This is a genomic window from Nonomuraea roseola (assembly GCF_039535395.1).
GTDB lineage: Bacteria > Actinomycetota > Actinomycetes > Streptosporangiales > Streptosporangiaceae > Nonomuraea > Nonomuraea roseola.
Window position 1 is genome coordinate 63,722 of record NZ_BAAAXC010000001.1, and the last position, 18,864, is coordinate 82,585.

The following is an 18,864-nucleotide window of genomic DNA, read 5'->3' on the forward strand; positions in this document are numbered from 1 at the left end:
AAACCGGACACCATGCCGAGATGGGTATGAGCGCGGCCGCGTTGACCGGGCAGATGACAGCGGCCGACGCGACGAGCGACGGCGGCCGGGCTCGCCGTCCGCCGGTCACGCCGCTGCTCGCGGTGGACAACCTGCTGGTGAATCTCGGCCAGTACAGTCTCGTGCCGGTCCTCGGAATCCTGATCGCGACCCAGGACAGGAGCACGGGCGCCACCGCCGTCGGCGTGGGCCTGTTCGTCTACTTCGCGGCGGTCGGCGTCTCCTGCCTGCTGGTCAACCGGTGGCTTCCCCGATTCGGTTACACCACCGCGATGGTGGTCAGCGCGCTGTTGGCCGCGGTGGGCTTCGGGCTGCTCGCGTTCACGCACGCCTTCGCCGCGCTGTTGGTGGTGCTGCTCGTGGCGGGGTTCGGCCAGAGCGTGCACCAGGTGCTGGCCCGGGTGCTCATCGCCGAGAACACCACCGGCGACGTCGAGCGGAACAAGGCGTACTCGACGATGAACATCGCCGTCAATGTGGCAGGGGGGCTCGGCCCGTTCATGGCGAGCGCCCTGTACGTGTCAGGGGACGGGCGGCCACTCATGGCGGCGGTGGCGGTGTGTTACCTGCTCGGCGCCGCGATCCTATTCATCGGGCTGCCCAGGGTGCTGCCGCAGGCGGCCCGGCGGCCGCGGCCCACGGTGAACGCCTGGCCGGTGAGCCGGGCGGGGGTCGCGGCGGCGCTGCGCAGCCCGCACGCGTGGCGGACCGTCGTCGTCGCCACGCTCGCGACGTTTCTGTACGCCCAGTTCTACTCGGCCTTCGCACTGATGATCGCCGACGAGATCACCACCCCGGTGCTGCGGGCGGTACTGCTGTCCGGCCCAGCGATCATGATCGTGGTGCTGCAGCCGGCGATCACCGCGGTGGTCACGGGTCTGCTTCGCCGGGGAACGCGGCCGATGGTGCTGCTCGGCGGGGCGGCCGTGGTCTTCGGCCTCGCCTTCCTCGCGCTCGGCTCGGGCCTGCCGCTCGCCGCCGCATGCCTGCTCACCGTGGCGCTGTTCGCCGTCGCGGAGATGGTCTTCACGCCGATGTTGAACACCGCCTTCGCGGCGCTGGCCTTCGGATCGCGGTTGGAGGCACTCAACTTCCGACAGATCTGCTGGACCGCCGGTGAGGCGCTCGGCTCCCTCTGTGGCGGCACCCTTTTCCTTCTGGTCAGCGACTGGGGACTGGGCCGGTTCTACTGGCTGGCGCTCGGCGCCGCCGCCATCGTCAGCACCGTGCTGCTGCTCCTCCCGCGACACCGGACGGCGCACAGGCCCACGGGCGGCGGTGACACCCGGCCGCCCTCTCCGGCCATCACGGCGAGCGCCGGATCGTCGTAGTAGGCGCCTGGAGATGGGCCAGGGGCCGGCCGTGCCGCTCCAGCCCGCCCTCTCCCGAAATACCGACCCGTGGGGGTTACCCGGCGCGACTTCGGATAGAGAGCATGCGTGGAAAACGACGGGATTTTGTGCCAGGTGTGCCAGGGAGTGCTGGTCACTTCCGACCGCAAGGCGTACACGCCTGCCCGAGGCAGGCTGATCGTCACCAACGGCTACTGCGGGGGCGGCTGCGCCGAGCGCCTGCCGCAGCGGCGGGTTTCCGCCGAGGCGGCATGGCAACAGCAACCCGCGATGCCGGCTGCGCAGGAGCCCGCGGTGCGGACGCCGACTTTTCAGCACTGACTTCTGCGAGAGGCGCCGCTCCCGGGGTGAGGGCGGCGCCTCTCGGCTGTCGCCGGGATACTTCAGCGTCACTCTCCACCTGGCCTGCTCTCCGCTCGGCGGCCGGGACCTCGTCGCGGGGCCGAGCGCAGGAGAACGGCGCCCCGAACGGCACACTCCGGACGCTACCGCAGCACCCCGGTCCCTGCCGGACGGCTGGCCTCCTCGCGGTCCAGGCCGCGACGCGGCGTCGTGACCGAGCCCCCAAGCCTCAGGCCCCTCCCGAATGTCAGGGAGCATAGGGTTGCTGCCGAGGAGACCGATGTGATGGGGGAGTGGTGATCGCGCAGCGCCGGCCGAGCGCCCAGACGTCGGAGCGCCGCGTCTCCGGAGGCCGTGAGAACGAGCACGAGGCGGCGGCCGGAATCAACGCCGTGCCCACGCTCACCGGCTCCTGACCGCCCTGCCTGCCGTGCGATTCGGTGTCCTGGGGGCCTTGGAAGTGTGGTCCGCCGATGGCGAGACGGTCGCCGTCGGCGGACCGCAGCTGCGTGCGCTGCTGGCGATGTTGCTGCTGAACGTGGGCCAGACGGTGGCCGTACGGCGGCTCGTCGAGGGCCTGTACGGCCCGCAGGCGCCGAGCGGCGCGGCGCACGCCCTGCAGTCCCAGGTGTCCCGGCTGCGTCGCAGGCTCGAGTCCGTCGGCGAAGCAGGGGATCTGCTCCAGTACGGTCCCGCCGGATACCGGCTGCTCGTCGATCCCGGCGACGTCGACGTGCACCGATTCGAGCGGCTCGCCGGCGAAGGGCGGCACGTGCTCGCCGCCGGAGATCACGGTGGCGCCTCCAGGCTCCTGGGCGAGGCCCTGGGGCTGTGGCGGGGGCCGGCGCTGGCCGACGTCATCGACACGCCCTTCGCAGGGGATCAGGCCGCCAGGCTGGAGGAGTTGCGGGTCGCCGTACTCGAAGACCTGGTCGAGGCGCGGTTGGCGCATGGTGAGCACCGCGACCTGGCGGCCGAGTTGCCGGAGATCGTGGCGGCGCATCCGCTGCGGGAACGTCTGCGCGGACAGCTCATGCGCGCCCTGTACGGGAGCGGCAGGAAGGCCGAGGCGCTCCAGGTGTTCGAAGAGGCGCGGCGGACGCTGGCGGAGGAACTCGGTGTCGATCCCTCCCCCGAGCTCGGCGGTGTGCACATGGCGGTGCTGCGCGCCGGGCCCTCGCCCGCGGAGGCGGCGGCAGGCGGCGTCCCTGCCCAGTTCACCAGTTTCGTGGGGCGCGACGGCGACCTCGAACGCGTCCGCGCGCTGCTCGGCGAGCGACGCCTGGTCACGCTCACCGGGCCTGGCGGGGTCGGCAAGACCCGGCTGGCGGTCGAGGCCGCCGGGCGGGAGCAGGATGAGGTCCGCTTCGTCGACCTGGCCCCGCTCGCCGACGGCGCGACAGTCCCGCAGGTCCTGATCAACGCGCTGGGCCTGCGCGAGGCAGGGCTGGTGCCCGCGCTGTCCGGTCCGCTCGACCCCGTGGAACGGCTGATCGCGGGGCTGGCCGATCGGCGGGTGCTGCTCGTCCTGGACAACTGCGAACACGTGGTCGCTGAGGTCGCCGCGCTCGCCCGCCGGCTGCTGGCGGCCTGCCGGGACCTGCGGATCCTGGTCACCAGCAGGGAGAGGCTGGGCATCACAGGAGAGACGCTGCACCCGGTTCCGCCGCTTCCCCTGGACGGCGGCGGCCCGGAGGCGCTCGGCCATCCGGCGGTGCGGCTGTTCGCCGACCGGGCCGCCGCCGTGCGGCCCGCTTTCCTGATCGACGGCGCCGACGTCGACGCGGTGCTGCGGGTCTGCCGGGCGCTCGACGGACTGCCGCTGGCGATCGAGCTCGCGGCCGCGCGGATGCGGTCGCTGACGATCGAGGAGGTCGAGGCCCGGCTTGACGACCGGTTCCGGCTCCTGTCGCGCGGCGATCGTTCGGCGGCGCCCCGGCACCGGACGCTCCGCTCGGTCGTCGAGTGGAGCTGGGACCTGCTGAGCCGCCCCGAACAGGCGCTGGCCGCGCGGCTGACGGTCTTCAGCGGCGGCGCGCCGCTCCATGCGGCGGCCCGGGTCTGCGGGCCGTCCGAGGGCGAGGTCGTCGAACTGCTCGCCGACCTCGTCGACAAGTCCCTGGTGGAGGCCGGCGGGGGCCGGTACCGCATGCTGGAGACCGTCCGTGAGTTCTGCGCCGAGCGGCTGGCCGGCGGCGGTAACGGCGAGCGGGAACAGGTGAGAGCGGCCCACGCGGCGTACTTCCTCGAATGGGCCCAGGCCGCCGAGCCGCACCTGCGCGGCCCTGACCAGCTGGAGTGGCTGGCCCGGCTCGACGCCGAACGCGGCAACCTCCACGCGGCGCTCCACTGGGCGGCGCAGGCCGCCCCCACGCTCGCGCTCCGCCTGCTCGCCGCCCTGTCGTGGCAGGGGCAGTTGCGGGGACTGCCCGGCGAGCGGGCCGCGGTGGCCGCCGGCCTGCTCTTGACGATCGGCGACGAGCCGCCCGCCGGTCTCGAAGAGGAGTACACGCTGTGCCTGGCGCACGCCGCGGCCGCCGACAACGTGCACGACAAGCGACTGCGCGATCATCTGGAGCGCCTTGCCGACCGGCGGCTCCGATACCCGTTCCTGCACGTCCTGCGGTTCATGATGAACGGCCCCAGCCGCGCGGACGGGCAGGCCCCCGCCGATCCGTGGTCCCAAGCGTTCGCCCGCCTGGAATCAGGGGTCAAGAGCCTCCTCGACGGCGAGCGGGAGACCGCCGAGCGGGCGTTCCGCGCCGCGCTGGAGCTGTTCCGCGGGACGGGCGACCGCTGGGGAGTTCTCACCGCTCTGGAGCAGATGGCCGGGCTCGCGGACGGGACCCGGTTCGCCGCGCTGATGACCGAGGCCATCGACCTGGCGGGACGGCTGGGCGCGGTGGAGGACCTGACCAGGCTGCTCGTCAGGAACGCCGACGGGTTGGTCGACGCGGGCCGGCTGCTCGCCGCACGCGCGGAGTACGAGCGCGCCATCGAACTGGCCCGCCGTACGGGAACGCCCGAGACCCAGGCGGGCGCGCAGCGCGGGCTCGGGGACGTCGCGCGCCTGCGCGGCGAGCTGCCGGCCGCCCGCGAGTTGTACGACCGGGCGCTGCGAGGCTGCGGCCGGGCGTCGATGGGCGCCGCCTTGACGCGCTGGCGGATCCTCATCGGCCTCGGCCGGGTCGCGGAGGCCGAGCAGGACGCCGGCCAAGCCCGCTTCCGCTACCGGCAGGCCCTCGCGACCGCGCGCGCGTACGGAGATCGTCCGGCCGTCGCCTCCTCGGCTGAGGCTCTGGCCGCGGCGGCCGCGTCCGACGCCGGTGGACGGTGAAAGGCCGGTGTACAGGTGGTGAGTGGGTGGTGAGCGGTCCCTGTCAGCGTCGTTGTCATCGCCTATCGATGACAGGAGACCGATATGACGGACCTGAAGGGCAAGGCCGCGCTGGTGACCGGCGCCTCACGGGGAATGGGCCGAGCCATCGCCCAGCGGCTCGCCGCTGACGGCGCGCTGGTGGCGGTGCACTACAGTCGCGACGCCGACGCGGCCAGGCAGACGGTGGCCACGATCGAACAGGCCGGTGGCGAAGCCTTCCAGGTTCAGGCGGAGTTCGGCACGGACGGCGACGTGCGGACGTTGCTCACCGGCCTGAGCGCGGGCCTGGGCGGCCGGCCGCTGGACATCCTGGTCAACAACGCGGCCTGCGGAAACCAGGACACGGTGCGGGCCGGGTCTATCGATCGGCTGACCCCTGGCCAGTTCGACGAGGTCTTCGCGATCAATGTGAAGGCGCCGCTGTTCCTCATCCAGGCGACACTGCCGCTGATGCCCGACGGCGGGCGCATCGTCAACATCTCCTCTCTCGCCACGCGGATCGCCCTGCCCAGCCAGATCGCCTACGCGATGACCAAGGGCGCCGTGGAGGTCATGAGCCGGACGCTGGCGAACGCGCTCGGCGCACGCGGCATCACGGTGAACACGGTGAGCCCCGGCTCCACCGACACCGAAGTGACCGACACCCTGCACAACCCCCAGGTTCGGACCATCTTGGCGGACCTGACCGCGCTCGGCAGGATCGGCAGGCCGGCCGACATCGCCGACGCCGTCGCCTTCCTCGCCTCGGACGACGCCCGCTGGATCACCGGCAACGTGCTCGACGCCACCGGCGGCGCGTACCTCGGCCCCATGTGGGCACGCTAGTCTCCCGCCGCACCCAGTAGTCGCCCCACGCTGTGGCGCCCGTGACACGGGCGCCGCAGCGCGTCGGCGGGCGGCCGATCGGCCCGAGCCGCCGCGAGCCGTGCTTCACCGGCCGGCTGTCCGCGAGCGCGCACAAGTGCGCCCCACCACCGGGATGGCCCTGGCACGGCCTGCGATCTGACGCCCGAGGCGGCGGCGAAACCTTGCGATACTCTGTTCAACAGAGTATGTTGCCGGTCGTGCCGAGAAGATCATCAGAAGTGAGCGAGCCGATGTACTTCGTGCTCACCGCGCTGCTCGACGGTCCGCTGCACGGCCACGCGATCCTCAAGCGGATCGGCGAGCTGTCGGCGGGCCGGGTCCGGCCGACGGTCGGCACCCTCTACGCCATCCTCGAACGCCTCGCCGCCCGCGGGGTGCTCGCCGTCGACCATGAGGAGACGGTCAACGGCCGGGTCCGCCGCTACTTCCGGATCACCGACGAAGGGACGGCGATCGTCAGGGACGAGGCCAGGCGCATGAACGAGGCGGCGGCCCTGGTCCTCAACCGCGAGGCCCTCGCGTGACGCGGCTCGAGCGGCGTTACCGCAGGTTCCTCCTGGCCTATCCCGCGGGCTACCGCAAGGCGCACGGCGACGAGCTCATCGACATCCTGCTCGACACGGCCGAGCCTGGGCGGCGCACACCCGAGATCAGGGAGGCCCTGGGGCTGCTGATGGGCGGGCTGCGCACCCGCGTCGAGCACGCGGCGGCAGGGCCCGCCTGGCGCGACGGCCTGCACCTGGGGGTCGCCGCGCTGACCGTCGCCAACCTGGCCGCGTTACTCCCCTTCGTCACCGCGATCCCGCTGTGGACCGCCCTGTCCGTCTTCACCGTGCTGGCTGTCATACGGGGGCGGGTACGGCTGGCGCTCCCTCTCCTGCTTCTCACCGGAGCGAAGGCCACGGCGATCGCGTCAGGGGTGCCCCTGTTCGACCACGTGCTGATACCGATCACGTCAGGCCCCCGGTCGGTCGACGGGCTGTTCGCCACCACCGGCCCCCAGGTCGTCGCCCTGTCCTACGCGCTCGCCTTCGCCGGGTCGCTCGTGCTGGCGGCGGGCGTCCACCCGTTGAAGGCGCGCTCCTGGTGGTGGCTCGCGGTCGCGCCCGCCCTCTGCGTGGGTCCCGCCCTGATGGGGGAGTCGGAGTTCCCTGTCGGCGTGGTCCGGGCAGTCGCCGAGCTGGGGGTGCTGGCGGCGGCGGTCTGCGCGGCCCGCATGGCGAGAGACCCGCGCTGGGGCGTGGCGGCGCTGGTCTACCTGCTGTCGGTCACCGTCGCGATGGCCGAGCACGGGCCGTACCTCACCGTGCGGCATCTGGCCTACTGGGCCCTGCTCGCCCTTCCCGCCGTCACCGCGGTCCTGGTGGCGCGCGAGCACCGCAGAACCGCCTTGCGCTGATCCCTCGGCGCGTCATTTTCTTTGGAGATTTCATGAGAGCGTTCGTTACGGCTGCCCTGGCGCTTGCCGTACTGACTGGGTGTGCCACCGCCGCGCCCGAGCCTGCCGCTCCGAGCGCCACCGGCGCCGGACAGGAGGCGAAGTGGAAGATGGAGCGGCTCAAGGCCGACTGCATGAAGCAGAAGGGCTTCAAGTACACCCCGTTCGTGCCGTCCGGGCCCAAGGAGACGGAGGCGCAGAAGAAGGTGGCGGCCGGTGACTACGCCGGGGCCAAGGAGGTCAGGACGAAGTACGGCTACCGGATCTTCGCCCAGTTCGTCTATCCCGATGACTCCGCCTCGGGCGCGCTGGTCGTCGAGGAGTACGGGCAGAACCCCAACCCGGGGGCCCGGATGAACGAGACGCAGTTCAACGCCTACAAGAAGGCGGAGAACGCCTGTATGGCCAAGGCATTCAAGGTGGTCCTGAACAAGGACGTGAAGAACCGGGTGGACGTGTTGAAGATGCACTTGGACCTCAAGAAGCAGCTCACCACCCGGCGGCTCGACGGCGACGCCGAACTGGTGCGCCTGGCCGCGACGTTCGGCGACTGCCTCAAGGGCAAGGGCTACGCGATCACCTCGCTCAAGCCGAGCGACCTGGCCGGCAGGGGAGAGAAGGCCATGCTGGCGCAGGTCGACAAGATGGGGAAGGAAAAGGGAACGTCCTGGCCAGAGCTCACGGCCGCGCAGGCCAGGCCGTACCTCGCCAAGGAGATCAAGGACGCCCTCGACGACCTGGAGTGCGGCAAGGAGTTCTACGCGCGCTACTCACCCATGGAGACGGCCGTCGACCAGGAGGTGGAGGCGCAGATCCCGTTGTGAGCCCGTTCGTCCGCTCCACCCCGCGCCTCCGCGCCCGGGTGAGGCCCGGGGCGCAGGGGCTGCGACCGGCCAGGAACTAGGCCGGGGCGTTGCGAAGGGTGACGTTGATGCGATTCCAGGCGTTGATCTCGGCGATCGCCATGACCAGAGCGGACAGCGCCTCCTCGTCGTAGTGGTCGGCGGCCGCTTCCCACACGTCGTCAGGGACGCCGACAGGGTTGTCGGACAGCCGCGTGGCCGCCTCGGCGAGTGCGAGGGCGGCGCGCTCCTCCTCGGAGAAGAACGGGGTGTCATTCCGCGAGAGTGCTGTGCTGTCCTTCGGATCAGCGTTGCGGGAACAGGGCGGCTGCGAGGTGCCGGCCGGGCTGGACCGCCGGAGGGATGGCGAAGATGGCGCTGCCGGTGTGCTGGATGAAGGCGTTGAGCCGGTCGGCGGCAGTCATCTTCTGCTGGGCGCGGATGAAGTCGCCGGGATCTCGGAGATAGGCGCAGAACAGGGCGCCGGTGTCGTAGGTGTCGTGCCCGGTTCCTGCGTGGTCGTGCAGGGGATCGTCGTGGCTGTGACCTGGCTGGTCGGCTCCGTGGTGGTCGTGCCCGCCGGCCGGTTCGGCCCTCGCATGGAAGGCGTAGTCGTAGTTGTAGGAGCGCCGCAGCATCGGGATGTCGCGGACCAGAGCCAGGTGGGAGTCGGGCGGGATCACGGGTTCGTCGTCCGGTCTTGTCCTGCCGAAGTCCAGAGGGGTGAACTCGTGGCCGCCGCTGAGCGGGGCACCGGTGTCGCGGCGGCGGCCGATGGACTGGTCCTGCTGCAGTGCGGTGGAGGTGTCCCATTTCGGCAGGTCCATGCGGACTATCCCGCCGTCACCGTCCAGCCGGACCCCATCTTCATCAGGGACGGCCACGTCTGGTCCTCCGCGGGGGTGACCGCGGGAATGGATCTCGCGCTGGCCCTGGTGGAGGAGGACCAGGGGCAGAAGGTGGCGCTGGAGGTCGCCCGCCACCTGGTGCTGTTCCTGCGCAGGCCAGGCAACCAGTCACAGTTCAGACCTGGGGCGCCTGACCGGCGGGACGGTGGCTGCGCGGGCTGTTGTGCGGTGGCCCGGCACGTCGACGTCCGCCGGTCAGCCAGGGTGGCGGGGATAGGCCGAGGCGATGAGGCGGCTCAGGAAGGCGTCGAGGTCGTCGAGGCCGTAGGAGGCCAGCACGTCGGAGGGCTGGGTGAGCAGGTACGTCAGCGCGCTGTTGATCGCCAGCGTGACCACGGCGGCGCCATGGCGGGTGGCCGGGAGGCCGGCGGCCTGCTGGGCGGCCAGGTGCAGGTCGAGGTCGGAACGGGAGAGCCGGGAGAGGGTCTGCCGCACCTGGGCGTTCCTGGCGGCTTCCGCGTGCAGTTCGAGGTAGGCCAGGATCCGGGACCTGTTGACCGTCAGTGCTCGGTCGATCATGTGGCGCAGCACTGCGAGCAACTGGTCGACGGTGTGGATCTCAGCCTGCTGCAGCTCGCTCCAGTAGCGTTCGACGCACCGCTCGGCGGCAGCCTGCAGGAGGCTGTCGCGGGTCGGGAAGTAGTTCTTGGCCGTGCCCTCCGGCAGCCCGGCGGCCCGGTCCATCGCGCGGTGGGTCAGCCCCCTCCCGCCCTCTTCCGCCAACACCTCGATGGCCGCGTCACGCAACCGGTCGCGCCGATCCCTGTTCTCCACCATGGCCCCCTATTCTCCTGTTCGACACAACCACCACGTCCGTGGTACCACATGTGTGGTGATGAGAATGAGAAAAGCTGTCATTGTCGGCGCCGGAGTCGGCGGGCTGACGACCGCGATCGCGCTGCGCGCGATCGGCTGGGAGGTTTCGCTCTACGAGCGGTGGCCGCAGATCGTCGCGGAGGGAACGGCGCTCGGGATCCGCCCGGACGCCCAGGCCGGCCTGGCCAGTCTGGGACTGGGCGAACGACTGCGCGAGCGCACCGTCCCCTACCGGCACGCGCAGATCCGCACTCCTGGCGGACGGCGCCTGGCCGAGCTTCCACTGGACCGCATCGAACGGCGCGGCGGAGCGCCCGTCCGCATGCTGTCGAGGGTCTCGCTGATCGAGATGCTGGTGCAGGAGGTGGATCCTGCGACGATCAGCACAGGCGTGGAGATCACCGATCCCGCCGCGCTGCGCGCCGACCACGACCTGGTGGTCGGCGCCGACGGGGTCCGCAGCGCGGTGCGCCAGGCGTTCTTCGCAGCTCCCACCCGGCCCCGCTACGCGGGCATCGTCGCCTGGCGCGGAGTGATCCAGGGCTTCGAGCCGCAGGACTACGGCGAGACCTGGGGCCGCGGGCAGATGTTCGGGATGACACCACAGTCTCCGGGCGTCACCAACTGGTACGCGCCCGTGCGGACCCCGGAAGGAGTGCGCGAGACTCTCGACGATCTGCGCGCCCGCTTCGCCGGCTGGCACGACCCCATACCCCGCGTGCTCGCCGCGGCCGAAGAGGGCGCCGTGCTCAGGCATGAGGTCCACGACCTGGCACCGCCGCTGGCCTCCTACGTCACAGGCAACGTGGCACTGATCGGGGACGCCGCCCATGCGATGACGCCCGCGCTGGGACAGGGCGCCTGCCAGGCTCTGCTCGACGCGATCGAACTCGCCGCCTGCCTGCGTGCCCAGCCCGGCGACGTGGCGCAGGCGCTGCGCTCCTATGACGCCCGGCGCCGCCCGGCGGCCCAGCGGATGGTCACCGCGTCCCGGTGGATGACCCGCCTGGCCGGAGCGGGCCACCTCGCAAGGCCACGCGACGCCCTGATGCGTGTCCTTCCCCTCTGAACACCTCCCGGTCGACCCTTGCCCCTGTTTCACGGTCTCGGGCCTGCTCATCGCGCTCTACTCGCTGCGACGGCCTGGGCGAAGGTGTGCCCCGGACGTCGTTCATGGCCGGGCGCGGGCCGCGGCCAACGTGACACCCTGTTCCAGGCCCGGTGCTCGCCGGGTGAGGGCGGCGCGCACCGGCCGGATACGCGGGCGCCCGTGCTGGACCCGGTTCAGGCGAGGAAGTCGAGGAGGTGCCGGGCCGTCTCGTCGGGCGCCTCCTCGGGCAGGAAGTGGCCGGAGTCGATGGGGCCGCCGCGCACGTCGTCGGCCCAGGCCTGCCAGATGTCGAGCGGCTCGTACCACTCGGCGACCGGTCCTGCCGCGCTCCACAGTGCGAGCGTCGGGCAGCCGATGCGCCGCCTGCCGCGGTCGCTCTCGTCGTGCTCGCGGTCGAGCGTCGCGGCGGCGCGGTACTCCTCGCAGATGGCGTGCACGGTGGCGTGATCGGCGAACTGCGCGGTGTAGGCGGCCCGCACCTCGGGCGGGAAGGCGTCCGGCACCCGCGACCAGGAGTCGAGCATGTGGTCCACGAGGACGGAGGGCGCTGCCGCGATCAACCGCTCGGGCACCGGCTCCGGCGCCGCCAGGAAGGACCACACCCAGTAGCCGAGGGCGAAGTCCGTGTCCGCGCGGCCGAAGGCGTCCCCGGTGGGCACGATGTCGAGCACGGCCAGCCGGGCGACGGCCTCGCGATGGTCGAGCGCCATCCGGTACGCGCAGCGCGCGCCCCTATCGTGCCCGGCCACGGCGAACCGTTCGTACCCCAGCGCGCGCATGACCCCGACCTGGTCACGGGCGATCGCGCGCATGCTGTACGGGGCGTGGTCGGGCGTGCTCGGCGGCGTGCCGCTGGCACCGAAGCCACGCAGGTCGGTGGCGACCACGGTGAAGCGCTCGGCCAGCCGCGGCGCCACCCGGTGCCACATGAGGTGCGTCTCGGGGATGCCGTGCAACAGGAGGACAGGCGGCCCCGCCCCGCCGCGGCGTCCGTGGATGGTCGTATCGGAGGTGGCGATGTCGAACTCATCGAAGTCCTTGAACCCTTCCAACACGCCGATCACTCTTCCACACGGGTACGACGAATCGTTGTCGCCGGGCGGCAGGCCTCCTGTCACTCACGTCTGTGGTGGCGGGTGGGGGCGGCGCACCCGTCGCCGTTCTCATGAACGCAGGCCCCCTGCTCACTGGACTGTCCAGTCCTCCTTCAGCGGCGGATAGGCGAATGTCTGGGTACCGCTCCAGCCCTCCGCGACGATGCGGTAGTCGTGCGCGGCTTCGCTGGCGGTGTGGTCGGGACCGATGTCGACCCTGTCGGCGGTCGACCAGTTCCCGTTGACCTTCTGCTCGATGAGGTAGAGGAACTCGTTGAAGCCATCGGAAGACACGAACGTGTTGACGATGGTGAGCGAGCGCCGACCCGCGGTCAGAGCCGGCGGGATGTCGAAGATCTGGTTCCTCCACTTGTAGTCGCTGTCACCGAGCAGCGGCCGCCACCTTCCAGCCGGAGCCCCATTCACGGTGATGGTGGCCTGTTGCAGGGGCACTCCTGCATCCAGGCGGCGGATCAGCCGTACGCCGGTGTTGGCAGGATCGACGGCCACGGTGAACCGGCTCGAGCCACCTGGGCCGAACGCGCGTCCATCGTCACTGACGATGGAGCCGACCACGGTGCGGTGAGGCAGCCCTTGGGACCCGCTGTGTTGCGGTGCCGCCCTCTGGCCGATGAGGACGCCCAGGATCACCGCAGTTGCCAGCGCGGCCAGCGCGGCCACCGCCGCCGGCACGGCGGCTTTGCGCCGGCCCAGGCCGGGGTCGCGCGCCCCCACCTCATCCGCCCCGGCCGCCTGGGCGGCGGGCGGCGTGTCGCGAGGGGACTCGCTCCTGTCATTCTCGCCCGCCCCAGCGGGGAGCCGGGTGACGCGCACCCGCTCCCACGCCCGTTCCCACGCTGGGAGCTGCTCCTCGGCCACGCGGCACGCCCGCAGGAACGCCATCATCACCGCCCTCTTGGGGAAGCGCCGACCGGCCAGCATGTCCGCACAGGTGGCCCGCGGCAGCCGGGTACCGCCCGCCCTGTCCGCCCGCGCCTCCAACTCCCGCAGCGACACATCGGCCAGTGCGAACTGCTCGGCCAGCAGCTTCACCAGGTCCTCGTGGCAGCTCACCGCCTCCGCCGCAGGTCCACATGCCTTTCCGTCGGCGCGGAGATCTCCGCGACCTTCCGGGTCCGCGCTCATCGCCCCTCAGACCCTGTCCTCTCCTGCACCGGGCAGCCCCGCCCACCTGACCTGATTCTCTCTGAGAGTGTACGAGGCGTCGCTCAGCGTGTCCGGGGATGGATGACTCTGTCCGAGGCTCTGTTGGACACCTCGACGACCCCTCTTAACTGACGTTCAAGGTGGTGACCAGGCAAGACGCCAACGGTGAGCCACGACAAGGAACGGACCCTCCCATCCGGAATCTCCCGAGACGGTCGGCACGCATGGACGGCTGGACAACGGGAGAGCAACACGAAGGAGTTGCCACGTGAGTAGGACGACCACAGCACGATGGGCTTCGCTGGCTCTCGCCACATCAATCGGAACCGCCCTGCTGACCGGCGGCACAGCGGCTGACGCGGTCACCGTCGGCGCCGCGACGCCGGCCACGAGCTCGGTCAGCGAGCAGATCTCCGCACGGAACCCTTGCGGCCTCTATCGGGACGGGGAGCAAGCGATGTACAAGAACTGCACCGACGCCAACGAGAACATCTTTGTGACCCGCATCCTGGCGGGCAACACCTACTACTGCGTGACGCCTGGAAGCGTCAAGCACCTCGGCCCCTGGAACAGGGTCTTCAGGGTCTACAACCGCGGAGGCTGTTGACGCGGGGGGCTTGGGTCAGCGTGAGCGCGCGATCACGCTGACCCAAGACCCCGTCGCGGAGTCGGGGCAGGCGGTGCTGTCCAGAGCCATCGGCTCCTACGTCCTGCCCGCCCCGGCCTTCGGCCCGCAGCAGTCTGTCGGACGGGTGCCACCACCCTCAGGAAGCCGACGTACTTCCCACGTCGTAGTCCGGCCGGTCGTTGATCCCGAGGTGGTAGCGGCAAAAGACTCCGCCTGTAGGACGCCCCTGAGCGGTGGCTGGACGACGATTGCGGTCATGGGAACCTCGGTCAGCACATCCACGGGGCGGCGTCGCCGGCCACCGGGATGCCCTCGACGACGCGCTGTCGGCCTTCCACCGGCAAGCGCTGTGCGGTGACGGAAACGCGCATGTCAAAAATGCCTCCCTCTCAGAGGACTCCATCAGCAGGCGGAAACATGGTCATCGAGTCGGGTGCTCGGCCGGGGCTCACCCTCGCCGCGGTGGCCGTCGTGCAGTTCATGGTGTCGCTGGACCTGTCGGTCGTGAACGTCGGACTCCCGCAGGTCGCTGCCGGCCTCGGCTTCGGCGCAGTGGGCCTGACCTGGGTGATCCACGCCTACGCACTCACCTTCGGCGGGCTGCTCCTGCTGGGCGGCAAGGCCGCCGACCGGTACGGCCGCAGGCGGGTCATGCTGCTCGGACTCAGCCTGTTCGGCCTCGCCTCACTCGTCGGCGGCTTCGCCCAGGAACCCGGCCAGCTGGTCGCCGCCCGAGCCGTACAGGGCATCGGGGCCGCCGCACTGGCTCCGGCCGCGCTGGCGCTGCTGACCACGACGTTCCCCACGGGCAAGGCCCGCGTCAGGGCCTTCGGGATATGGAGCGCGACGAACGCCGCCGGGGGAGCCCTCGGCGTCCTGATCGGCGGGCTGCTCACCGAGTACGCCGGCTGGCGCTGGGTGATGTTCGTGAACGTGCCCATGGCCGCCTGCGCGCTGGCCCTGGTCTGGAGGGGTGTCGCCGCGGGCCCGCCCCCGGCTCGCAGCAGCCGTCCGGATGTCCTCGGTGCCGTCCTGGCCACGGCGGGCATGACGCTGCTGGTGTTCGGCGTCGTCCGCACCGACCAGTATCCGTGGACCTCGCCGGTCACCGTGACGACCCTGGCGGTCGCCGCCGCGCTGCTGGTCGCCTTCTTCCACGTCGAGCGGACCACCACCCGCGAACCGCTGATCCGGCTCGGCCTGTTCGCCAACCGTTCGGTCGTCGGTGCGAACGCCTACAACCTCCTGGTCGGTGCGGCCCTCGCCTCGGCCTTCTACTTCGTCTCCCTCTACCTCCAACGAGTGCTCGGAACGGGGCCGGCGCTGACCGGGCTCATGTTCCTGCCGTTGGCCCTCGGCGTGGTCGCCGGCTCCGTGCTCGCCGTCAAACTCGGCTACCGTCTCGCGCCGCGGACGCTTCTGGTCGTCGGTGGACTGTTGACCGCGACCGGGTTCGCCTGGTTCGGCCTGATCAGCCCGGACGGCGCTTTCGCCACCGACGTCCTGGGACCCTCGATCGTCGCCAGCGTCGGCTTCGGGCTCTGCCTAGGACCGCTCGTCTCCATCGCCACCGCCGGCGTCGCGCGCCACGAGACCGGCACCGCATCGGGCCTGCTCAACAGCTCACGCCAGATCGGCGCCTCGCTCGGGCTTGCCGTGCTCGGCACCGTGGCGCACCACCGCACCGGCCAGACCGCCACACCCGAGACCCTCAACGACGGGTACGCGCTCGGCCTGACCCTCAGCGCCGCGCTCCTGGTCGCCGCGGTCCTCGTCGCCCTCACCGTCCTGCGCCGGACCAGCCCACCCTCAGGGGCTGAGCAGAGCGATGACCGCGATCCGCTCCCCGCCCGGGACTGACCAGCAATCCACCCCATGCCGCAACCCCCCAGTGGTCCACCCCGTGGCCGATCCACCATCGGATCGCCACGGGCCTGGTCGCGACGAGACCGACGAAGACGGGAGAGCGATGAACGCCATCGACCTTGCCCAGGCGAGGGAGCAGTCCACACCACCACCGGACACCGGTTCCGCGCCGGGGCAGAGCATGGCAAGGCTGCTGCGCCCCTATATCTGGAGTTTCGCCGCCGTTGTGATCCTGCAGGTGATCGGCGCCGTCGCGGGTCTGGCGCCGCTGCTGGCGGTCGTCGAACTGGGTCGTACTCTGTTGTCGCCCGGCCCCATTGATCACGATCATGTCTGGATCGTCGTGATCGCAGGTGCGGTCGGCTTGTTCGTTCGGCTGCTGTTCACCGCAGCATCGTCCGGAATCGGGCATCTTGTCGACGGCCAGGTGCAACTGACGTTCCGCCGGCAACTGGCCGCGCGGCTGGGTCGGGTGCCGATCGGCTGGTTCTCCAGGCGCGGGACCGGCGAGCTGGCCAAGGTGGTGGGGGAGGACGTGGGCGCCGTGCACCCGTTCATCGCCCACACCCCCGGCGAGCTCGTCTCCGCCTTCGTGGTGCCGCTGGTGTCGCTGATCTACCTGTTCACCATCGACTGGCGGCTCACGCTGATCACGCTGATACCGGTGGTGCTGGCCGTGGCGTTGATCCCGCTGATGATGACCCCGACCCGGCTGCGCGAGCAGAAGGAGTTCGACGGGGCCATGGGACGGATCGCGAGTTCCGTCGTCGAGTTCGTGCAGGGTATCGCGGTGGTCAAGGCGTTCGGCGGATCCGGTCGCGCCCACCGCAGATTCCTTACGGCCGTGGACGACTTCGTCGGCATCTTCTCCCGCTTGGTGCGTGGTATCTCCGGGATCGGTGCCGGGATGCAGGTGGCGTTGTCGCCGCCGTTCGTGCTGCTGGTCGTGCTGATCGGCGGAACGGCTCTGATCACGGGCGGCTCCCTGGCCCCCTCGGATCTGCTGCCCTTCCTGCTGCTCGGACTGGGCCTGACCGCTCCGGTGGCGGCCCTCGGCCATGGCTTCGACGAGCTGCAGGCCGCAGGGCGCGCGGTCGGCCGGATCCGCGACGTGCTCGAGGTGCCGCCGCTGGCGGAGCCCGCGCACCCGGTCGCGCCACAGGGGCACCGGGTGGAACTGCGCGGCGTCCGATTCGGCTACGAGGCCGATCACGAGGTGCTGCGCGGGATCGACCTGGTGCTCGAGCCGGGGACGGTCACCGCGATCGTCGGCCCGTCGGGAAGCGGGAAGTCCACGCTGGTCCAGCTGTTGCCGCGCTTCTTCGACCCGACCCACGGCTCGGTCGTCCTGGGCGGTGCCGATCTACGCGAGATCGGCAGCCGGGAGCTCTACCGGATGGTCTCCTTCGTCTTCCAGGACGTTCGCCTGCTGCGCGCGTCGGTCGCCGACAACATCGCGCTGGCGGTACCGCATGCCGACCGTGACGACGTGATTCGCGCCGCCCGGCTGGCGAACATCCATGACCGCATCCTCGAGCTGCCGCGCGGATACGACACGGTGATCGGTGAGGAGGCCGGGCTGTCGGGTGGCGAGGCGCAGCGGATCTCGCTCGCTCGCGCGCTGCTCGCCGACACGCCCGTTCTGGTGCTCGACGAGGCGACCTCCTTCGCCGACCCGCAGACCGAACAGGCGGTCCGCCGGGCCCTGGCGACGCTGGGTGGCGATCGGACGATCCTGGTCATCGCCCATCGCCTGGAGACGGTCGCCGACGCCGACACCGTCGTGGTGCTGGAGAACGGGTCGATCGTCGAGCGCGGCAGGCCCACCGAGCTGCTGGCACAGAACGGAAAGTTCGCCGCGCTCTGGCAATCCCACCGATCCGCGATCGCTGACGAGACCGAAACCCACCCTGGCGTCCTGCAAGGAGACGAGCCCCGATGATTCGAATGCTGCTGCGCGTGCTCGGACACGAGTACGCCCAGCCGATGCGTCGCACCGTGGCCCTGATGACGACGACCGCGATAGCCGAAGGTCTGTCCTACGCACTGCTGGTTCCCGTGCTGCGGGCACTGTTCGGGAGCACGCCCGGGGACGCCTGGCCCTCGCTGATCGCGTTCGGGGCCGTGGTCGCGATCTACGCGGCGCTGCGCTACTACAGCGACCTGTCCGGTTTTCGCGTCGGGATCGCGCTGTTGCGTGGGATGTACCAGCGGCTCGGCGGCCACCTGGCCCGACTGCCCATCGGCTGGTACAGCGCCCGCCGCGTCGGGGAGGTGTCGGTCCTGGCCAGTGAGGGCGTCCTGCAGGCGATGAGCGTGATCGCGCATCTGCTGGCACCGTTCATCTCCGCCTGCGTGACCCCTCTGACGATCGTCGCCGTGATGCTCGCCTTCAACTGGCAGATGGGGTTGGCCGCGTTGGTCGCCGCCCCGGTCGTGGCGGCGATCCAGATCTGGACGGGACGCTCGATGGCCGCAGGCGACGAGGAGCGCGCGGAACGCGGCCAGGAGGCCACCGGGCGGGTCATCGAATATCTCCAGGCCCAGCCGGTGCTGCGGGCCGGCGGCCGGACCGGCGAACGCTTCCGGCTGCTCGACGACTCGCTGAGGGAGGTTCAGCGCGCGTCCCGCCGTTCCACGCTGTCGGCGCTGTCCGGTGCGGTGGGTCTGACGCTCGTGGTGCAGATGATGTTCACCGTGGCTGCTGGTCCTGGGCGCCTACCTGGCGCTCGGCGGGAGCATCGGCGCGGCAGAGGTGCTGGCGATCCTGGTGCTCGCCGCCCGCTGCGCAGATCCGTTGCTGTCGCTGTCGGATATCGGTGGCAAGGTGCGCAACGCGCGTGCCGAGCTGGCGAGACTCGACACGGTGTTGCGTACCGAGCCGCTGCCGGAAGCCGCCGAGCCGATCCAGCGTGGGCCATGGCCTGGCGTTCGAGTCCCGTCACCTTCAAGCACGGCGACCGTACGGTGTTCGACGACGTGTCGCTGTCCGTGCCGAGGGACAGCGGCTCGCCG

At 71.0% G+C, this 18,864-nt stretch carries 16 protein-coding genes; 12 read left to right on the forward strand and 4 right to left on the reverse strand.

Annotation, left to right across the window (positions count from 1 at the left end; translation table 11 throughout):
- Positions 1 to 20: 20 nt before the first annotated feature.
- From ABFX55_RS00345 to ABFX55_RS00375, 7 genes are all read left to right on the forward strand, one after another.
- Positions 21 to 1,370 carry an MFS transporter gene (locus ABFX55_RS00345; RefSeq protein ID WP_346116472.1) on the forward strand — a complete coding sequence of 450 codons (1,350 nt, stop codon included), beginning with the start codon at positions 21 to 23 and terminating at the stop codon, positions 1,368 to 1,370.
- A gap of 108 nt (positions 1,371 to 1,478) precedes the next feature.
- Positions 1,479 to 1,712: a hypothetical protein gene (locus ABFX55_RS00350; RefSeq protein WP_346116474.1), complete on the forward strand. Its 234-nt coding sequence runs from the start codon at positions 1,479 to 1,481 to the stop codon at positions 1,710 to 1,712.
- A gap of 481 nt (positions 1,713 to 2,193) precedes the next feature.
- Complete coding sequence (locus ABFX55_RS00355) at positions 2,194 to 5,070, forward strand: ATP-binding protein (RefSeq protein WP_346116498.1); 2,877 nt, start codon at positions 2,194 to 2,196, stop codon at positions 5,068 to 5,070.
- A gap of 84 nt (positions 5,071 to 5,154) precedes the next feature.
- Positions 5,155 to 5,937 (forward strand): SDR family NAD(P)-dependent oxidoreductase, encoded by a 783-nt coding sequence (locus ABFX55_RS00360; RefSeq protein WP_346116475.1) that lies wholly within the window; start codon positions 5,155 to 5,157, stop codon positions 5,935 to 5,937.
- Between the two features lie 260 nt (positions 5,938 to 6,197).
- Complete coding sequence (locus tag ABFX55_RS00365; RefSeq protein WP_346116477.1) at positions 6,198 to 6,503, forward strand: PadR family transcriptional regulator; 306 nt, start codon at positions 6,198 to 6,200, stop codon at positions 6,501 to 6,503.
- Positions 6,500 to 7,378 (forward strand): hypothetical protein, encoded by an 879-nt coding sequence (locus ABFX55_RS00370; protein ID WP_346116479.1) that lies wholly within the window; start codon positions 6,500 to 6,502, stop codon positions 7,376 to 7,378. The genes ABFX55_RS00365 and ABFX55_RS00370 overlap by 4 nt, the downstream gene beginning before the upstream one ends.
- A 32-nt stretch (positions 7,379 to 7,410) precedes the next feature.
- Positions 7,411 to 8,241, forward strand: coding sequence for a hypothetical protein (locus ABFX55_RS00375; protein ID WP_346116480.1), 831 nt, complete (start codon positions 7,411 to 7,413; stop codon positions 8,239 to 8,241).
- A gap of 323 nt (positions 8,242 to 8,564) precedes the next feature.
- Here the strand turns inward: ABFX55_RS00375 and ABFX55_RS00380 are convergent, their stop codons facing one another.
- Positions 8,565 to 9,086, reverse strand: coding sequence for a Dyp-type peroxidase (locus ABFX55_RS00380; protein ID WP_346116482.1), 522 nt, complete (start codon positions 9,084 to 9,086; stop codon positions 8,565 to 8,567).
- Between the two features lie 276 nt (positions 9,087 to 9,362).
- Positions 9,363 to 9,944, reverse strand: coding sequence for a TetR/AcrR family transcriptional regulator (locus tag ABFX55_RS00390; protein WP_346116483.1), 582 nt, complete (start codon positions 9,942 to 9,944; stop codon positions 9,363 to 9,365).
- A gap of 64 nt (positions 9,945 to 10,008) precedes the next feature.
- On the opposite strand from ABFX55_RS00390, the gene ABFX55_RS00395 reads away from it, so the two are divergent.
- Entirely contained in the window at positions 10,009 to 11,052 is a 1,044-nt protein-coding gene (locus ABFX55_RS00395) for an FAD-dependent monooxygenase (RefSeq protein ID WP_346116484.1), read from the forward strand.
- 215 nt (positions 11,053 to 11,267) lie between these two features.
- Here ABFX55_RS00395 and ABFX55_RS00400 read toward each other — a convergent pair whose 3' ends face one another.
- Together ABFX55_RS00400 and ABFX55_RS00405 are read right to left on the reverse strand one after the other, a co-directional pair.
- On the reverse strand, positions 11,268 to 12,149 hold the full coding sequence (locus tag ABFX55_RS00400) for an alpha/beta fold hydrolase (RefSeq protein WP_346116485.1): 882 nt from the start codon (positions 12,147 to 12,149) through the stop codon (positions 11,268 to 11,270).
- Between the two features lie 129 nt (positions 12,150 to 12,278).
- Complete coding sequence (locus ABFX55_RS00405; protein WP_346116487.1) at positions 12,279 to 13,262, reverse strand: hypothetical protein; 984 nt, start codon at positions 13,260 to 13,262, stop codon at positions 12,279 to 12,281.
- A 361-nt stretch (positions 13,263 to 13,623) separates the two neighbouring features.
- Between ABFX55_RS00405 and ABFX55_RS00410 the strand changes: the two genes are divergently transcribed.
- The 4 genes from ABFX55_RS00410 to ABFX55_RS00425 all read left to right on the forward strand — a co-directional run.
- On the forward strand, positions 13,624 to 13,962 hold the full coding sequence (locus ABFX55_RS00410; RefSeq protein WP_346116488.1) for a DUF6355 family natural product biosynthesis protein: 339 nt from the start codon (positions 13,624 to 13,626) through the stop codon (positions 13,960 to 13,962).
- Positions 13,963 to 14,400: 438 nt separating this feature from the next.
- Positions 14,401 to 15,843, forward strand: a complete 1,443-nt coding sequence (locus tag ABFX55_RS00415; protein ID WP_346116490.1) for an MFS transporter — start codon at positions 14,401 to 14,403, stop codon at positions 15,841 to 15,843.
- A 109-nt stretch (positions 15,844 to 15,952) separates the two neighbouring features.
- A complete protein-coding gene (locus ABFX55_RS00420) occupies positions 15,953 to 17,791 on the forward strand; it encodes an ABC transporter ATP-binding protein (RefSeq protein ID WP_346116492.1) in 1,839 nt (612 codons plus the stop codon).
- Positions 17,788 to 18,864, forward strand: a 1,077-nt coding sequence (locus ABFX55_RS00425; RefSeq protein ID WP_346116493.1) for an ABC transporter transmembrane domain-containing protein, incomplete at its 3' end; no start/stop codon positions are given. The genes ABFX55_RS00420 and ABFX55_RS00425, both read left to right, overlap by 4 nt.